The 17,384-nt window shown below is 59.3% G+C and carries 18 protein-coding genes; 10 read left to right on the forward strand and 8 right to left on the reverse strand.

Going from position 1 to position 17,384, the window contains the following annotated elements; genetic code table 11:
* Positions 1–75 precede the first annotated feature (75 nt).
* The 6 genes from K787_RS0119600 (at position 76) to K787_RS0119625 (ending at position 7,128) form a co-directional block, all read left to right on the forward strand.
* Positions 76–1,458 carry a polynucleotide adenylyltransferase PcnB gene (locus tag K787_RS0119600; protein ID WP_022964513.1) on the forward strand — a complete coding sequence of 461 codons (1,383 nt, stop codon included), beginning with the start codon at positions 76–78 and terminating at the stop codon, positions 1,456–1,458.
* The gene (gene folK / locus K787_RS0119605) at positions 1,455–1,958 is read left to right on the forward strand and encodes a 2-amino-4-hydroxy-6-hydroxymethyldihydropteridine diphosphokinase (protein WP_022964514.1); all 504 of its coding nucleotides are present in this window, start codon (positions 1,455–1,457) and stop codon (positions 1,956–1,958) included. Before K787_RS0119600 ends, folK begins: the two co-directional genes overlap by 4 nt.
* Before the next feature lie 151 nt (positions 1,959–2,109).
* Positions 2,110–2,904, forward strand: coding sequence for a 3-methyl-2-oxobutanoate hydroxymethyltransferase (gene panB / locus K787_RS0119610; RefSeq protein WP_028615131.1), 795 nt, complete (start codon positions 2,110–2,112; stop codon positions 2,902–2,904).
* Positions 2,905–2,908: 4 nt separating this feature from the next.
* Positions 2,909–3,760: a pantoate--beta-alanine ligase gene (gene panC / locus K787_RS0119615; protein ID WP_022964515.1), complete on the forward strand. Its 852-nt coding sequence runs from the start codon at positions 2,909–2,911 to the stop codon at positions 3,758–3,760.
* 175 nt (positions 3,761–3,935) lie between these two features.
* Positions 3,936–5,876 (forward strand): acetate--CoA ligase, encoded by a 1,941-nt coding sequence (gene acs / locus K787_RS0119620; protein ID WP_022964516.1) that lies wholly within the window; start codon positions 3,936–3,938, stop codon positions 5,874–5,876.
* A gap of 70 nt (positions 5,877–5,946) precedes the next feature.
* Positions 5,947–7,128: an acetyl-CoA C-acetyltransferase gene (locus tag K787_RS0119625; RefSeq protein ID WP_022964517.1), complete on the forward strand. Its 1,182-nt coding sequence runs from the start codon at positions 5,947–5,949 to the stop codon at positions 7,126–7,128.
* A gap of 30 nt (positions 7,129–7,158) precedes the next feature.
* On the opposite strand, the gene K787_RS0119630 is transcribed toward K787_RS0119625, so the two are convergent.
* The 4 genes from K787_RS0119630 to K787_RS0119645 form a co-directional block, all read right to left on the reverse strand.
* The gene (locus K787_RS0119630; RefSeq protein WP_084672210.1) at positions 7,159–7,602 is read right to left on the reverse strand and encodes a lysozyme inhibitor LprI family protein; all 444 of its coding nucleotides are present in this window, start codon (positions 7,600–7,602) and stop codon (positions 7,159–7,161) included.
* A gap of 44 nt (positions 7,603–7,646) precedes the next feature.
* Complete coding sequence (locus K787_RS0119635; protein WP_022964519.1) at positions 7,647–8,054, reverse strand: DUF2784 domain-containing protein; 408 nt, start codon at positions 8,052–8,054, stop codon at positions 7,647–7,649.
* A gap of 4 nt (positions 8,055–8,058) precedes the next feature.
* Positions 8,059–8,736 carry an MOSC domain-containing protein gene (locus K787_RS0119640; RefSeq protein WP_022964520.1) on the reverse strand — a complete coding sequence of 226 codons (678 nt, stop codon included), beginning with the start codon at positions 8,734–8,736 and terminating at the stop codon, positions 8,059–8,061.
* Positions 8,737–8,815: 79 nt separating this feature from the next.
* A complete protein-coding gene (locus K787_RS0119645; RefSeq protein WP_022964521.1) occupies positions 8,816–9,187 on the reverse strand; it encodes a DUF1622 domain-containing protein in 372 nt (123 codons plus the stop codon).
* A 189-nt stretch (positions 9,188–9,376) separates the two neighbouring features.
* On the opposite strand from K787_RS0119645, the gene K787_RS0119650 reads away from it, so the two are divergent.
* Both K787_RS0119650 and K787_RS0119655 read left to right on the forward strand, forming a co-directional pair.
* Positions 9,377–10,687 (forward strand): acetyl-CoA C-acetyltransferase, encoded by a 1,311-nt coding sequence (locus K787_RS0119650; protein WP_022964522.1) that lies wholly within the window; start codon positions 9,377–9,379, stop codon positions 10,685–10,687.
* A gap of 10 nt (positions 10,688–10,697) precedes the next feature.
* Positions 10,698–12,842: a 3-hydroxyacyl-CoA dehydrogenase NAD-binding domain-containing protein gene (locus K787_RS0119655; protein ID WP_022964523.1), complete on the forward strand. Its 2,145-nt coding sequence runs from the start codon at positions 10,698–10,700 to the stop codon at positions 12,840–12,842.
* Between the two features lie 92 nt (positions 12,843–12,934).
* Here the strand turns inward: K787_RS0119655 and K787_RS24435 are convergent, their stop codons facing one another.
* Together K787_RS24435 and rhlP are read right to left on the reverse strand one after the other, a co-directional pair.
* On the reverse strand, positions 12,935–14,029 hold the full coding sequence (locus K787_RS24435) for a GGDEF domain-containing protein (protein ID WP_022964524.1): 1,095 nt from the start codon (positions 14,027–14,029) through the stop codon (positions 12,935–12,937).
* Between the two features lie 100 nt (positions 14,030–14,129).
* Positions 14,130–14,924, reverse strand: a complete 795-nt coding sequence (gene rhlP / locus K787_RS23860; RefSeq protein WP_022964525.1) for a rhombotarget lipoprotein — start codon at positions 14,922–14,924, stop codon at positions 14,130–14,132.
* Positions 14,925–15,021: 97 nt separating this feature from the next.
* On the opposite strand from rhlP, the gene K787_RS0119670 reads away from it, so the two are divergent.
* A complete protein-coding gene (locus K787_RS0119670) occupies positions 15,022–15,717 on the forward strand; it encodes a pseudouridine synthase (RefSeq protein ID WP_022964526.1) in 696 nt (231 codons plus the stop codon).
* A gap of 39 nt (positions 15,718–15,756) precedes the next feature.
* Here the strand turns inward: K787_RS0119670 and K787_RS23865 are convergent, their stop codons facing one another.
* Positions 15,757–16,167, reverse strand: coding sequence for a PH domain-containing protein (locus K787_RS23865; RefSeq protein WP_022964527.1), 411 nt, complete (start codon positions 16,165–16,167; stop codon positions 15,757–15,759).
* A 259-nt stretch (positions 16,168–16,426) separates the two neighbouring features.
* On the opposite strand from K787_RS23865, the gene K787_RS0119680 reads away from it, so the two are divergent.
* A complete protein-coding gene (locus K787_RS0119680; protein WP_022964528.1) occupies positions 16,427–17,008 on the forward strand; it encodes a hypothetical protein in 582 nt (193 codons plus the stop codon).
* A gap of 28 nt (positions 17,009–17,036) precedes the next feature.
* On the opposite strand, the gene K787_RS23870 is transcribed toward K787_RS0119680, so the two are convergent.
* Positions 17,037–17,369, reverse strand: a complete 333-nt coding sequence (locus tag K787_RS23870) for a helix-turn-helix domain-containing protein (RefSeq protein ID WP_022964529.1) — start codon at positions 17,367–17,369, stop codon at positions 17,037–17,039.
* Positions 17,370–17,384: the final 15 nt, after the last annotated feature.

A 17,384-nucleotide genomic window follows, 5' to 3' on the forward strand; every position in this document is an offset into this window, starting at 1 on the left:
TTTCCCTGACATTAATGCTATTTTTTCAGCGCAACGAACCTGCGACTGAAATAAGCCGGTGGAAAGCCTGACCCTATGATTCGCAAGCTGTTGAAAAAACTCCCTACCCCCTTTGGCCGTGCGGCCCACAGGCGTACTACGCCTTCGGTCATTCCCGCCAGTCAACATACTCTGCGCCGAGAGCGCATGAGCAAGAACGCGGTGAACGTGGTCGAGCGGCTGCAGCAAGCAGGCTATCAGGCTTTCGTTGTCGGCGGCTGCGTACGCGACTCGCTGCTGGATATGACCCCAAAGGACTTTGACGTGGCCACCAGCGCAACGCCGGAGCAGGTGCGCGCAACCTTTCGCAATGCGCGACTGATCGGCCGGCGTTTCAAGCTGGTTCACGTGCATTTCGGACGCGAAATCATCGAGGTCGCCACCTTCCGTGCCAGCCATGCCGATGATGCCGAAACCGGCCTGGCTCAAGGGGATGAAAAATCCCGCCAAAGCGAGTCCGGCCGTTTATTGCGTGACAATGTATACGGTAGCTTTGAAGACGATGCCCAGCGCCGCGACTTCACCATCAATGCCCTGTACTACGACGTCAGCAGTGGGCATATCCATGACTATGCCAACGGCATGCATGATATCCGTGAGCGCCAGGTGCGGCTGATAGGCGATCCACAGCAGCGCTACCAGGAAGACCCTGTGCGCATGCTGCGCGCAGTGCGCTTTGCCGCCAAACTGGATTTCGAGATCGAGCCACATTCCGCCGCACCGATTCCTGACATGGCCGATTTGCTCTTCGATATCCCGCCAGCGCGCTTGTTCGATGAGTCTCTGAAGCTGTTAATGAGCGGTCAGGGCGTAAAAACCTTCGACCTGCTGCACTACTACTATCTATTCGAACCGCTGTTTCCGGACACCGAAGAAGCCATCGAACAGAACCCCGACTACAGTCTGGCACTGATTCGCCAGGCGCTGGCCAATACCGATGAGCGTATCCGCGAAGGCCGTCCGGTCACCCCGGCGTTTCTGTTTGCCGCACTGTTGTGGCCTGCACTGGGCCCGCGCATCAAGGCGCTGGAAGATCAGGGCGTGCCGACTATCCCTGCCCAGCAGCAGGCGGCCCAGGACCTGATCACCGAACAGTGCCAGCATATCGCAATCCCCAAGCGCTTCAGCGTACCGCTGCGCGAGATCTGGGATATGCAGCCAAGGCTTGAACGACGTAGCGGCCGACGTGCCGATTTGCTGCTGGAGCACCCACGCTTCCGGGCCGCCTACGACTTTCTCTTGCTACGTGAAAGCGCAGGCGAAGAGACTGACGGCCTGGGCCAGTGGTGGACACGTTATCAGGATGTCGGCGACGACCAGCGGCGCAAGATGATTGCCGAACTGGGTGACAAGGCCTCCGGCCCCAAACGCTCGCGCAACAAGCGCAAGCGCAAACCCAGGACTGCCGCAGACTCATGAGCGTACGATGCTACATCGGACTGGGCAGCAATCAAGCTGACCCAGCCGATCAGCTCAAGCGCGCCTGCACCGCTCTCGCTGCGTTACCGCAGACCCAGTTGGTTGCCTGCTCGAGATTGTATTGCAGCGCACCCATGGGCCCGCAAGATCAGCCGCCCTACATCAACGCAGTGGCCTTGCTGAACACCCAGCTTCCAGCGCTGGCACTGCTCGATGCGCTGCAGGATATCGAGCTGAACCAGGGCCGGCAGCGCAAGGCCGAACGCTGGGGGCCGCGTACGCTGGATCTGGACATACTGCTGTACGGTGACCAGCATATTCACCATGATCGGCTTGAAGTGCCGCACTACCATATGCATGCGCGGGCCTTCGTGCTCTATCCGCTGGCAGAGCTTGATCCTGAACTGATCCTGCCTGACGGCACCGCACTGCAGGCGTGGCTGGAAAAATGCCCGGCAGAAGGGTTAACGCCCCTTGCCGACCAGCCCGCACAAGGGTAAAAGATGACTCGCAATCGTACACACAGGCTTCAAGGCTATACTCACTTCCAGGTGGATGGAGCCTTGAGTCTTAAAGGTCCGTGCTGTGACACAATCCAGCCGGAGCCCCAATACACGACGCCTCGAAGAGGCCGCACCAGTGGAATCTGCCATGTCTGATGTAACCCTGACAACGCTGAACAAGCTCAAGCAGAGCGGCGAAAAGATCACCTGTCTGACGTCCTATGACGCCACCTTTACCAAGCTGATCAATGAAGCGGGCGTAGAGCTCATCCTGGTCGGTGATTCGCTGGGCATGGTTCTCCAGGGTCACGACAGCACGCTGCCTGTGACTGTCGACGACATGGCCTACCATACCCGTGCGGTCAAGCGCGGCAATAGCGGCGCGTTTATTATGGCCGACCTGCCCTTCATGTCCTACGCCACGGTGGAGCAGGCCCTGCGCAGCAGCGCAGTGCTGATGCAGGCCGGTGCTCACATGGTCAAGCTAGAGGGCGCAGGCTGGCTAGCGGACACCATTCGGGCGCTGGCCAACAACGGCGTGCCGGTCTGCGCTCACATGGGCTTGACCCCGCAGGCGGTCAACCTGCTTGGTGGCTACAAGGTACAGGGCCGGCTCGACGCCCAGGCCCAGGCCATGCTTGAGGATGCCCAGGCCCTGCAAGCTGCAGGAGCCAGCATGCTGCTGCTTGAATGTGTGCCCAGCACCCTGGCCAACGCCATCACACAGGCCGTATCAGTACCGGTGATCGGCATTGGCGCCGGCAGTGGCACCGATGGCCAGGTACTGGTTGTGCATGACATGCTCGGCCTGACCCGCGGCCACCGCCAGCCACGCTTTGTTAAAAACTTTATGCTCGATCAACAAGACGTACCGGCGGCTTTGCGCGCCTACGTCGATGCGGTCAAGCGCGTGGAGTTCCCTGCAGCCGAAAACGAGTTCTGAGCACATGAACACTCTGCACAGCATTGCTCAACTGCGCGCGGCCCTGAGCCGGGCCCGCCAGGACGGCAAGCGCATTGGCCTGGTGCCCACTATGGGCAACCTGCATGCCGGCCATATCGCCCTGGTGGAAAAGGCCCGGCAACGCACCGACTTCGTCGTAGTCAGCATCTTCGTCAACCCGCTGCAATTCGCTGCCGGAGAAGATCTGGATAGCTACCCACGCACATTGGAAGCCGATCAACGCAAACTGCTGGACGCTGGCGCGCATCTGGTCTTCGCGCCGAACGTAAATGAAATGTACCCGCACGGGATGCAGGGGCACACCCGCATCAGCGTCCCGGTGGTCTCCGAAGGCTTGTGCGGCGCCAGTCGTCCTGGGCATTTCGAGGGCGTCGCCACGGTCGTCAGCAAGTTGCTGAATATCGTTCAGCCTGATCTAGCGGTGTTCGGCCAAAAGGACTTTCAGCAATTGGCCGTGATCCGCAAGATGGCTCAGGATCTGTGTCTGCCCGTGCAGATCATGGGCGAGCCTACCGTCCGCGCCGAAGACGGGCTGGCATTGTCGTCACGCAATGGCTATCTGAGCGAGGCAGAGCGGCAGACAGCCCCGGTACTCTACAAAACCCTGCAATCCATCGCCAGTGAGATCCAAAGCGGGCAGCGCGACTATGCGGCGCTCATCGAACGAGCGCGCCAACAGCTGGAAATAGCCGGACTGCGCGCAGACTATCTGGACCTGCGTGACGCCACCAGCCTCCACCCGGTAACCGCCAACACCACCGATATGGTGGTACTGGCCGCCGCCTACTTGGGCAAAACCCGCCTGATCGACAACCTGCATTTCGTCATCAACTGATCCCCTGCCCCATCCCAGCGCACTTACTCTGCAACCGGACGTCATCAAAACGTCCGGCTGACGGGCCCTGCGCCGCTATCAGACCAAAGAAGGATTGAATTGCCCGGCGTATTGATCGACGCTTGGTGCAGACACATTCAGGCCATGCCGAACAAAAACAAGAGGACCCTTAGCCATGTACAAGATTGAAAACCATAAGGTATCGGACGCTGCCCGCGTCGACTCCCACCTCGACGAAGCGGGATATAACCGTCTTTACAAGCAGTCACTGGAAGAGCCAGATACCTTCTGGGCCGAGCAGGCCAAACGCTTTTTGACCTGGGAAAAGCCCTGGACCAAGGTCCATGAGAGCGACATGAGCAAAGGTGAAGCAGCTTGGTTTATCGATGGCAAGCTGAATGTCAGCGTCAATTGCATCGACCGCCACCTGGACAAGCGCGCTGAGCAAACCGCGCTTATCTGGGAAGGCGACGACCCCAGCGATTCCAAGAACATTACCTATCGTGAACTGCACGAGCACGTCTGCCGCCTGGCCAACGTGCTCCGCGCCCGTGGCGTGAAGAAAGGCGACCGGGTATGCCTGTATATGCCGATGATCCCCGAAGCGGCCTACGCAATGCTCGCTTGCTCACGCATTGGTGCGGTGCATTCGGTGGTATTTGGTGGCTTCTCACCGGACGCGCTGCGCGATCGCATCAATGATTCGGATTGCCAGGCGGTGATCACCGCCGATGAAGGCGTTCGCGGTGGCAAGCGCGTGCCGCTCAAACAGAACGTGGAAAAGGCCCTGAAAGAGTGCCCCAACGTGCATACCGTGGTCACCGTCAAACGCACGGGCGGTGATGTGGAATGGACCGAAAATCGTGATATCTGGTACCACGAGGCCTGCGCCGCCGTGAGCACCGACTGCGCGCCTGAGGCCATGGACAGCGAAGACCCGTTGTTCATTCTTTACACCTCGGGTTCCACCGGCAAACCCAAGGGCGTAATGCACACCACCGGCGGTTACCTGCTCGGCTCGGCGATGACCCATTACTATGTATTCGACTACCACGAGGGTGAGGTCTACTGGTGCACCGCGGACGTAGGCTGGATTACCGGCCATTCCTATATTGTTTATGGCCCACTGTGCAACGGTGCAACCACACTGATGTTCGAGGGCGTGCCAACCTATCCCGACGCCTCGCGCTGCTGGGAGATCATCGACAAGCACAAGGTCAACATCTTCTATACCGCGCCCACCGCGATCCGCGCACTGATGGCCCAGGGCAACGAACTGGTCACCAAAACGTCCCGCGCCAGCCTGCGGCTGCTCGGCAGCGTTGGCGAGCCAATCAACCCGGAAGCCTGGGAGTGGTACTACCACGTGGTCGGCGACATGCGCTGCCCCATTGTAGACACCTGGTGGCAGACCGAAACCGGCGCCATCATGATTACTCCTCTGCCCGGCGCAACGGACCTAAAACCCGGTTCGGCCACACGTCCATTCTTCGGTGTGGAACCGGCGCTGGTTGACCCCGAAGGCAACGAGCTGGAAGGCGTCGCCAGCGGCAACCTGATCATCAAGCGCTCCTGGCCGAGCCAGATCCGCTCCGTCTACGGTGATCACCAGCGCCTTATCGACACCTACTTCAGCGCTTACAAAGGCGTGTATTTCACCGGTGACGGTGCACGTCGTGATGAGGATGGCTACTACTGGATCACCGGCCGCGTGGATGACGTGCTCAACGTGTCTGGCCACCGTATCGGCACTGCCGAGGTCGAGAGTGCTCTGGTGCTGCATGACTCGGTTGCCGAAGCGGCGGTAGTAGGTTGCCCGCACGATATCAAAGGCCAATGCATTTACGCCTATGTGATGCCGATGCGCGGCGTGACCCCCAGCGACGAGCTGGTCAAGGAGCTCAAGGCATTCGTTGCCGAACAGGTTGGCTCATTCGCCAAACCCGATTTCGTGCAATGGACGCCAGGCCTGCCGAAGACCCGCTCAGGCAAGATCATGCGGCGTGTATTGCGCAAGATTGCCTGCGATGAGCTGGATACCCTTGGCGATACCTCCACGCTCGCTGATCCGGCGGTAGTCGACGAACTGGTGACGAACCGATTGAATCGCGCCTGAGACACCTTGTCCTGACCTGACCAGCCCTCTATGCTGTTGCCCTTTGGGAAACCGCATAGAGGGCTTTTTCATGCAAGACGTAGTGATCGTTGCCGCCACCCGCACCGCCATCGGCAGCTTCGCCGGGCAGTTCGCCACCGTCCCCGCCCACGAACTGGGCGCCACGGTTATTCGCGCCTTGCTGGAAAAGACTGGCATTGACCCAGCCAGCGTAGACGAAGTCATTCTCGGCCAGGTGCTGACCGCCGGCTGCGGCCAGAACCCCGCCCGCCAGGCAGCTATCCACGGCGGCCTGCCGTTCTCCGTCCCCGCGTTGAATCTGAACAAGGTCTGCGGCTCAGGCCTTAAAGCCTTGCATCTGGGTGCCCAGGCAATCCGCTGCGGCGACGCCGAGATCATCATCGCCGGCGGCCAAGAATCCATGAGTCTGTCACCCCACCTGTTACCTACCTCGCGTAGCGGCCAGCGCATGGGCCACGGCAAGCTGATCGACAGCATGATCAACGATGGCCTGTGGGATGCGTTCAACGACTATCACATGGGTGTTACCGCAGAAAATCTGGTGGCTAAATACCAGATCAGTCGTGAAGAGCAGGATGTCTTCTCCGCAGCTTCCCAACAGAAAGCCGTCGCCGCCCAGGAAGCCGGCCACTTTGATGCAGAAATCACCCCGGTCAGCGTTGCCCAGCGCAAGGGTGATGCCCTGCAGATCAACAAAGACGAACAACCGCGCGCCGGCACCACAGCCGAGTCCCTCGGCAAGCTGCGCGGCGCGTTCAAGAAGGACGGCAGCGTCACCGCCGGTAACGCCTCAAGCCTGAACGATGGCGCCGCTGCGGTCATGCTGATGAGCGCCGACAAAGCCAAAGCTCTGGGCCTGCCGGTACTGGCCAAGATCGCCGCCTATGCCAACGCCGGCGTAGACCCCGCGATCATGGGCATCGCGCCGGTATCCGCTACCCAGCGTTGCCTGAGCAAAGCCGGCTGGCAGATCAGCGACCTTGATCTGATCGAAGCCAACGAAGCCTTCGCTGCCCAGGCCCTGGCCGTCGGCAAGGAACTCCAATGGGATGCCAACAAGGTCAATGTTAACGGCGGCGCAATCGCGCTGGGCCATCCGATCGGCGCCTCCGGCTGCCGGGTGCTGGTGACCCTGCTACACGAGATGCTCCGTCGCGATGCGAAGAAAGGTCTGGCTACGCTGTGCATCGGTGGTGGCCAAGGCGTGGCGCTGGCATTGCAACGCGACTGACTGAGAACCTCCAGGAGCGCTCTGCGTATGCTACTCGGCAACCTCGACCAAGGGATCCGGTAGTAGCGACGGACTGCCATCCATGTACGTCAGATAGACCTGCCAGATGTCATGCGACCGCTGGCGGGTCTGTTGCAGCATGCATTGGTTGTGCATCAGCCCGCGAATACTGCCCTCGCGCCATAATGTATAGACTGCGGCGCAATGCTCCTGACGAAACGAGACCCAGCTTTGCTGTGCAGTCTGCAGCGCCGTAAGCGCCTCCGGATCCTCTGCATAGCGTTCACTGGCTGCCGCCAAATAAACCTCCATCTGCCCTTCCGCCTGCCGCACTTGGGCCTGGGCACATTGGTTGATCGCCAGAGTACTGATGGCCTCGGCACAATCATGTTGTTGTGCATCGTTTGCGGCGCAGGCGGCCACGGGCAAGTACGCCAGCAGCAGTAGCACTGGTAAACCGGGTAATCCGCTCAACGGCTACTCCTCTTGAAGTCCCCTGAACAAGGCTGGCGCCTGGTTCAGAGCGAACGCCGCCTACGGGGCGGGAAGATCCACCAACTGACCAGCACCAGCAGACCAAAGACACTGTAGACCATGATAAATACCCATTCCGGCGCATCGTAATACAACAGTTGCTCGAACCAGTATTGGATAAAGCTGCCGGCATAAGTCGCCGTACCCGCCTGGCTACGCAGCCACATTTCCAACGTAGTCAGCGGGCACACGACGCCCAGCCAGGCTTCGGCCACCACCACCCCGATAGTCGCCAGGTGCGCCATTCTGAACCACAGACTATTGACCCAGCGCCAGTGACACAGGTTGCCGACGATCACCAGCAGCAGGCCCAGGACGACGAACACCACCAGGCTCAGATGCAGCGTCAGCACCGCATTGGCCAGCCAATGGTAGAACGTCTCGGAGGCCATGCTCTCAGAGCCCCGGCAACTGCCCGGTAGCGGCCTCGGCTTCCGGCAATCGTTTCTCTAGCGCCTCGCGCAGGAGGATGGCTATCGGCGCAGCCAGCGTGCGACGCAAAAAATCCGCATTCGGCGTTTTGCCATGCCAGTAGCGGAAGATCTCATCAACCGTGGGGTGGGCATCTAACGCCGGCGTGACCTGAAGGTTATCGCCAACACTCACTGGCCCGGACTGCAACACCCGGACATAGGCCCCACCCCGGCAAGCTTTGACGAACTGCTTGACGAAGGCCGGGTTGCCGACCCGCGCGGCCAGCACCGCACAGGGTACTCGCGGCGCAGTAATTTCCATCAACAGCTCGCCGACTTGCAGCCGATCACCGACCCGCACCTCCGGCCACCAACGACTGATGGTCAGGTTCTCGCCAAAAAAGCCGGGCTCAATTTCACGCTGCAACTGCTCTGCCCACCAGTTGATATCCTCCTGGCTATACAGATACACAGCCTGATCCGGGCCGCCATGAAAGCGCCGGTTGACTATCTCGTCACCCGGCAAGCCGTTGCCATCGATCAGCACAGATCCGTGCAGCGGCTGTTTGAAGAGCCCGGTTTGCAGGGTTTTGCTGCCGACTTCAATGCTTCGCCGGCGCGCAGCATTGATCGATACTATCCGGGGAGCTGAATTAGACATGAAGCACCTGATGAAAGCATGGGGTTAACTGTGCAATACCGTCATGCTGAACGCGACGCAGCGCTCAAGGCAAGCACTTTTAGTCCTGTTCAGACTTTGCATGGCTCTTGCGTTGCCAGGGCCAACTACCGGTCAGTTCAACTTCCAGAGTAAAGCTCAGGAAGGTGCGCACCAGCACGATCAACGCCAGCACCCCAACCGATTCAAAGGTCAGATCAATCGCCACCGTGAATATAATATCGGCGGCAATCAGAAACTCCAGCCCAAGCAATATTCCGCGCCCCAGGCGCTGGCGCACCTCACGGAAGACCCGCTCGGCGTTATAGCCTTGAATCGCATGCACGCCGGCTATCACGATGGAATAGAGCGCCGTCAAGGCAATGACCCCCAATCCCAGCAGCTCGGTAATAGCTACCGTCCACTCTGTCACCTCAATAACCCAATCCCCCACGCTGCCTCCTGAGCCGAACCGTATCGGCCTTCACTATACCTGCCATAATGTCAGCAATTGTCACCGTGACTGACAGCGCTGCCGAAAGTTGCATGCGCACCTAGTCTAGACTAATGCTTCCAGGGAACTTGCGCGCTTGCTCGCAGCCTGAGGTAGATGATAAATGGACCGTACAGAAGGATAGAAGTCATGGCCACTGAGCTAACGCCGTCTGCATCAGGGCAGCCCGTTTATATCGTCGACGGCGCACGGACGCCTTTCCTGAAGGCCGGGAGCCGCCGCGGCCCGTTTACGCCGGTGGACCTGGCCGTGCAATGTGGTCGCCCGCTGTTGCTGCGCCAACCCTTTGCGCCGCAGGACTTCGATCAGGTCATTCTCGGCTGCGTCAATGTCGTAGCGCAAGAGATGAATCCGGCCCGCGTTGCTGCTTTGCGCCTGGGCATGGGCGAAGCCATGCCGGCCTATACCGTACAGATCAATTGCGGCTCGGGTATGCAGTCGATAGACACGGCGGCACAGTACATTCGCAACGGCAGTGCCGACCTGATTCTAGCCGGCGGCACCGAAGCGCTAAGCCACTCGCCACTGCTGTTTTCGCAACCGGCGACGAAATGGTTCACGCAACTGCAGAGCGCCAGCAATCTGCCGGCTAAACTGGCCACCTTGCTGCGATTCAGTCCAGGCTTCCTGAAGCCTGAGGTTGGCCTGGTCAAGGGTCTGACCGATCCGATTGTGGAACTGAACATGGGCCAGACCGCCGAAGTGCTAGCCCATCTGTTCAATATCAGCCGCGAGCGCGCCGACGAGTACGCCCTGAGTAGCCATCAGCGGCTCGCCCACGCGCAGGAACAGGGTTGGCTGGATGAAGAGGTGGTAGCAGCCATCACACCCCAGGGCAAGATCCTCAAGGCCGACGACGGCGTGCGGCCCGACAACAGCCTGGACGCATTGGCCAAGCTCCAACCGGTGTTCGAGCGACCCTATGGCAAGGTCACTGCCGGCAACAGCTCACAGATCACCGATGGCGCCTCCTGGGTCATTCTGGCTTCCGAACAGGCAGTGCTGAAATACAATCTCAAGCCACGCGCGGTCATTGTTGATAGCCACTGGGCTGCGCTCGATCCGGAAATAATGGGTCTGGGCCCAGTACTCGCCGGCACCGCCCTGCTCAAACGTCATCATTACAGCATGCAGGATATCGACCTCTGGGAACTGAACGAAGCTTTTGCCGCCCAGGTTCTGGCTTGTCAAGCGGCCTGGGATGATGCCGACTTTAGCCGCCGCGTATTGGGCCTGGAACGGCCGTTGGGGCGTATCGACCACAAGCGCCTGAACATCGATGGCGGCGGCATCAGCCTTGGCCATCCGGTCGCCGCCAGCGGTAATCGCATAGTACTGCACCTGATCAACGCGCTGCATCGTAACGGCCTCAAGCGCGGCATCGCCACTGAATGCATCGGTGGTGGCCAAGCTGGTGCCATGCTGATCGAAACCGTCTAGGAGCCAGACCATGACAGGACCCGTCTACAGCGCATTGAATGACCGTCGTATGGAGCTCGGCCCCTTCGGCAACGCCACCCAGTTGCTGCACCGTTCGGCGATCCACAAACGCTGGAGTCACTGGCACCTGGCCCGCGATGCCAGCGATGTCGCCTGGCTGCTGCTAGACAAGGCTGGCGCCAGCGCCAATGTGTTGTCTGAGGAAGTATTGCGCGAACTGGGTGACGTCATCGAAAGCCTGCAGGACGAGATGCCCCGTGCGCTGGTGATCCGTTCGGCCAAACCCGGCAGCTTTTGCGTCGGCGCCGATATCAGCGAGTTCCGCCAGCTGCGCAACGAGCGTGATGTGATCAACAAACTCAGCGACGCGCACATCCTTATCCAGCAACTGGCCGACCTGCCCTGCCCGACCATTGCGGTTATTCATGGCGCGGCACTCGGCGGCGGCCTGGAGCTGGCGCTGTGCTGCGATTATCGCCTGGCGATCCCTGGCGCCAGCTTCGGCCTGCCAGAAATTCTGCTTGGCCTGCATCCCGGCCTGGGTGGCACCGCACGGCTACCGGCGCTGATCCCGCCGCTGGATGCGATGCAGATGATGCTCACCGGCAAGAACACTTACGACCGCAAGGCGCTGAGCTTGGGCTTGATTGATCGTCTGGTCGAAGAACGCCACCTGGCCGGGGCGCTCGAGGATGCCATCAATGGCAAACTGCATCGGCGCCGCAGTGATTGGCGCGCACAGCCGTTTCTGTATGGCTGGGTACGTCGGCTGGTCGGCCGGCGCATGCGCGCCGAAGCTGCCAAGCAGGCACCCGCGCAGCATTACCCGGCACCCGAGGCGCTGATCAGCCTCTGGGAAAAGCACGCCGGCAACCCCGGCAGCATGCTCCACGCCGAGCTGCTGTCCTTTGCCAAGCTGTTGAACACCCCGGCCTCACGTAATCTGGTCCGGGTATTCTTTCTGCGCGAGAAACTCAAGGAACAGGGCAAGTCGAAGAGCCTGTCCAGCGACGCGATCAAGCATCTGCACGTGATCGGCGCTGGCGCGATGGGTGCCGACATCGCCGCTTGGGGCGCGCTGCAGGGGCTGCGCGTAAGCCTACATGACACCCAGCCAGAATCCATCGCCAAGGCCATTGGCAATGCGGAAAAGCTATGCCAGAGCAAGCATCTGTCCAACGCCGAAACCCGCGATGTACTCGACCGGCTGATACCTGACCCGGATAACAGCGGCGTCGAACAGGCTGATCTGGTATTGGAAGCGGTGCCGGAAGATCTCGAGCTGAAGCTGAAAATCCATACTGCGATCGAACCGCGCCTGAAACCCGGCGCGATACTCGCCACTAATACCTCAAGCATCCTTCTAGAGGACCTGCGCGGTGAGCTGTCGGACCCAACGCGTCTGGTCGGGATTCATTTCTTCAATCCGGTGGCGAAAATGCAACTGGTTGAGGTGGTTCATCATTCGGTCGTCAATGCCACTATTTTTCGGCGCGCTCGACAGTTTGTCGATCAGATCGGCAAGTTGCCGGTTCCGCTGGCCAGCGCCCCAGGGTTTCTGGTTAACCGCGCACTGACGCCCTATCTGGTCGAGGCCATCTGCCTGCTCGACGAAGGCGTGCCCGCCGAAGCCATTGATAAAGTAGCTATCGATTTCGGCATGCCCATGGGCCCCATCGAACTGGCCGACCAGATCGGCCTGGATGTCTGTGTGGACGTGGCCGACATGCTCCGAGAGCGCGTCAACCCGCATCAACCGGAAACCCCGGAATGGCTGCGCAGCAAGGTGGAAAAGGGTCATCTGGGACGCAAGACCGGTAAGGGGCTGTATACTTGGAAAGATGGCAAGCCGAAAAAGCGCAGCCCGCGCAAACCGGCACCCAAGGACACGCTCGATCGTCTGATCCTGCCCATGCTCAATGCCTGCATGGCCTGCCTGCGTGAGGAGGTGATCACCGATGCTGAGTTGCTCGATGGTGCGATGATCTTCGCTACCGGTTTCGCACCGTTTACCGGCGGGCCGCTGCACTACGCCACACAGCGGGGGGTTGAAGAGATCATCAAACGTCTACGCGATCTGGAAGAAGACCACGGCGCACGTTTCAGCCCTGACCCCGGTTGGAGCCAAGGCTTGCTGGATGCGCCGCCGGATTAAACGGCATAACGCTAACGCCGACAACGAGGTGCAAAAGCACAGCCTAAAGCCGCTGTTGAGCAGGCTGATACCCATCGCGCAGCGACGCGGGATCAACCTTCGGCGTTGGCGGACTCCGCCCGTAATGGCAGGAACACCACCTGATTCCGGCCCGTCGCCTTGGCTATGTATAGCGCCTCGTCAGCCTTTCTCAGTAGCTTGTCCGGGGTTGCGCCGAGCATAGACTGGTCCGCACTACTCACCCCCAGGCTAATACTGAGAAACGCAACACCCTGCTCAGGCACATGCGGTATGCGCAGCGCGCCGACCGTTTGACGTAGGGTCTCCGCAACCTGATGAGCACCTTGCGCACCGGTGTTCGGCAATACCACAGCAAACTCCTCGCCCCCATAACGCGCAACCAGATCGCCGGGCCGTGCCAAGGCCCCCTGCAAGGCGCTGGCAACTTCCTGCAAACAGATATCACCGGCCTGATGGCCAAGGTGATCGTTATAAATTTTGAAGTAATCAACATCACACATAATAAATGACAACGGCTGCCCGTTACGCCGCATGCGATCCCATTCAAGGGTGAGCGTCTCATCCAATTTGCGCCGGTTGGCTAGCCCAGTCAGCTTGTCGGTAGCACTAAGCGTGATCAGTTTGCGATTGTTCAAAGTCAGCTCGGACTCGGCCTGGTCAATCGCGCCACGATATAGATAGGCCACCACTGCTGAGAGCGTCAGCACACCCAACACGCTGCCGCCGAACATGATCTCAACATAGGGGGAAGGTACTGGAGTCAAAGCCCTGGTGGGTGTAAACAGAAAGTGGCTGATGATAAACAGACTACCAATGCCAGCCGATTGCAGCCAGAACCGCCAGGCATTCAAACGGCTATAGACCAGCGCCAGCACAGCCCCGATAGAAAAATAAAACAACTGCACGCCTGCCGCTGAGCCGATCAGCAAAGTGACGACAAAAATCTGCGTACAGGCGGTCAATAGCGCGAGATCCCGCGCCCAAGAATGGCGACCCACCAGATTGCAGAGCACCACAGACAGATAGAAGACAACAAAAACCAAGTTAAGGCTGAACACCGCCCAATAAACGCCAATATCGTAGAGCAGATAAAAAACCTGGTAAGGCAAGGTCGCCATCGCGCCCAGAATGCCCACCTGATTGCTCAGCGCAATCTGCCTGCGCAATGCATTGGTCCCGCTCTCGGCCCCTATTGACCAGACTTCACTCAGGAATTTTATCACCGCTAACACGACGCCATTATTGTTATAGAGCTCGAAGGATAGCCTATTGCGTGGGGAGCGTATCCAGGAAGATAAGGGGAGTGGTACCCATAGTGGCAGGCTCGCCAGCCGAGGACTGCGGCCCGTCAGCAAACATTGCCAACTGCTGACGAAGATGGGTCAGCAGCTCGGCGCTAGCCTGCTCAAAACCCGCGAGACTGTCCTGTCGTAACTGCTCGGCCAGGCTCAGCGCTCCTCGTTGGTAGCGAATCAGGCTGGACCCCGGCGCCCGGAATAACAGCTGCCGTGTACTAATGTCATACACCGCCGCATCCAACAGAGTATGTGTATCGTTCTTCTCACCGTTGATCAACTGCGCGCCGCCCAGCGTCCAGTAACTGATCACACCCGGTCTAGCCTCGGCAAACTGCGTCCGGTCGTAGGACAGCAACACCATCATGTCGATGTCATACATCCTGCTTAACTGATCAAGATTACCGAAACTGCCGCCAGGGGTCAGATAAGCCGACGGCACCAGTGTCACCTCGCTGACGAACGGCTGCTGCTCGAAGTACGCCGCGATTTCCGTCTTGAAGCCGCGTTTGTCAGCCTCGGTCAGCGCCTGATGGCTCAAACCCTGCTCAGGCACGTAGGCCACTCCTACACGCACAGGTACGCGCACAGGCAAAACCATGCCGTCTGCCGCGATTTTCGCCACAGGCTGCTGCTGATTGGGGTACAGGTACGACAACAGGTTACTGCTGCGATGCGGGGACCCGCTCAGGGCGCAGGCGCCTAGGGCAACACAAACTACGACCACCAGCAGACACTGGCGGCTGACCTTCCATGAGTGTGACATCATTGCGTCCTTACAAATAACCAGAACGATAATAATGCACTCTGACACGAAGCAGAAGCCGTAATCTGTTAACGAGTATGCCGTTATAATTCGGCCTATGAGACTAGACCGCCTGATCGGCAACCACAGCCAGTACAGCCAACGCAGCGCACGCCTGCTGATCGCCGAAGGGCGGGTCCAGGTGAACGCACTGCTAGTGCGCGACGCGCGCATGGAAGTAGATCGTTTCATGATGGTCAGCGTGGACGGAGTGCCACTCAAGCCGGCTGTAGCCTCCCATTATCTGATGCTACACAAACCGGCTGGCTACCTCAGCGCCACCAGCGATCCGCAGCACATCACGGTCATGGCCTTGCTGCCCGAGCCACTGCGCGCAGCATTGCATATTGGAGGACGTCTGGACCGAGGTAGCTCGGGCCTGTTGATCCTGACCAATGACGGCCTCTGGTCACGCCGCCTGACCGCCCCACAAATCAAAATCCCCAAGGTCTACCGGGTCACCACGGCAGAGCCTATTTCGGCCGAAACGCCCGAGCGCTTTGCCCAGGGGATCTATTTCGCCTTTGAGGATTTGACCACCTCCCCTGCCCAGCTGGAACGCCTGGGCACCCATGAGGCGCGGCTTACCATTTTTGAAGGCCGCTACCATCAGGTCAAACGGATGTTCCACGCCCTGGGCAACCGCGTACTCACGCTGCATCGAGAAAGCATGGGCGACATTGTGCTGGATGACAGATTGCAAGCGGGGGATTTCAGGCCCCTGAGTCAAACGGAAATCGATTCCATCGGGTAACCCCTGGCGGGCAGGTCAGCGGCCTGATGCAGACGCAGTTCAGGCTATCGGATTGCTTACGCTTTCGATCCGCCGCTTGACCCCCATAGGATCATCAACACCCTTGAACACCACATCGCTGATGCCTCGGCCGGTGACCTCAATGGTGCCGAAACCGAACATTCGGCCCATGACGCCCTGGCGAATTTCCACCGTCTCGATGGAGTTAAGCTTCATTTCTTCGGTATGCCGACTGATAAAGCCGGTTTTCAGAATCACCCGCTTATTGGTCACGCCCTGCTCGATCGAACGCAGCTTGAGGTATTCATACAACGCCAACAACAGGGTGATACCCACGGTTGGAATAGCCAGAATAATCCAGATAATCATCGGCACCTTGGCAAACCAGTGCAGTTGAAAAAGGGCATCAACCCTTTCACCATCAGACAGCGAGTCTTCAATGTAAGACATGTAGTGCGTGCTCCAGAGCGTCAATTTGATCGATCAGATTAATGGTGCTGGCTAGCATAATGGTTCGGGCTAAGCGTTCAGACCGGACTTTACCGCAAATCAGGCCTGCAGATTACACCTGTACTGGCAGACCGCCTGATTAAATCCCTTGTTACGTTTTAATTGCGACCTTTTGCTCTCGTGCGAGTCCGCATTCTGGTGAGGCATACCATTTACGCCACTATGGTGATGTCCTAATGCGCTTATCCAGGAGGACAGTATGAATACCATTATTGCCGGACGATTTGAATTGCAAGACCAAGGAGAAGAAGTATTACGTGCCCTGCAGCAAGCGGGCTTCCCTACAGCGGCGATGACGTTATTTTACGTCAATCCCGACGGCCAACATGACCTCTACCCGATTGGCGGCGATGACGATGACTCGCCCGGCGCGCGCGATGCGGATAAGGGCGCAGCCACGGGCGGCGGGCTTGGCGCGGCGGCAGGTTTGGCCGTGGGTGCAGCAGCGGCAACCGTCGCAGGGCCCGCTGGAATCGCAGCCGCAGCCGGCGTAGGGGCATATACTGGTTCTCTGGCGGGTGCAGTAAACAGTACTAACAAGGAATCAGAGGTAGATGAAGCTGTCGACGACGGCGAGAGCGCACGCAAATTAACCGAACGCCACGCGGGCATTCATGTCGCCGTGCGGGTGGATGGCGCCGATGCTCCGAATGACGCCCAGGCGCTGGCGCTGCGCACCTTGAAAACCCATGCCGCAATGGATATAGAGCAGGCTGAAGGGCTTCTCGAAGACGGCAGCTGGAAAGACTTTGACCCACGTGAAGTGGTGCATCTGGTGTGAGCACAGCACTGGGCAGACGGCTTTTTATTTAAAGTCGCAATCGCTGGTCGCACCGCGCCCGCACTGGTGTTGTGCCGGTCCAGCGGCGATAGGCGCGATTAAAGGCACTCTGCTCGGAAAATCCGGGCAGCAGAGCTATGTCGCCCAGGGTCAAAGTCGGGTCCAAAAGATAATGCCCAGCTAGTTGCTCGCGCGTACGGTCCAGCAGTTCTCGCCAACTTGATTGCCTGGCTTCCAGGCGGCGCGGCAAGGTCCGCACCAACAGGTGCAGTTGATCCGCCACCTTGGGTAATCCGACCTCACCCTCAGGCATCAAGCGCACCATGGCCTGGGCCTGCTTATCCAGCAGCTGCGCTGACATCACCAACCTTGCCGC

The organism is Halopseudomonas pelagia CL-AP6, assembly GCF_000410875.1.
In the GTDB taxonomy this organism is placed as follows: domain Bacteria; phylum Pseudomonadota; class Gammaproteobacteria; order Pseudomonadales; family Pseudomonadaceae; genus Halopseudomonas; species Halopseudomonas pelagia.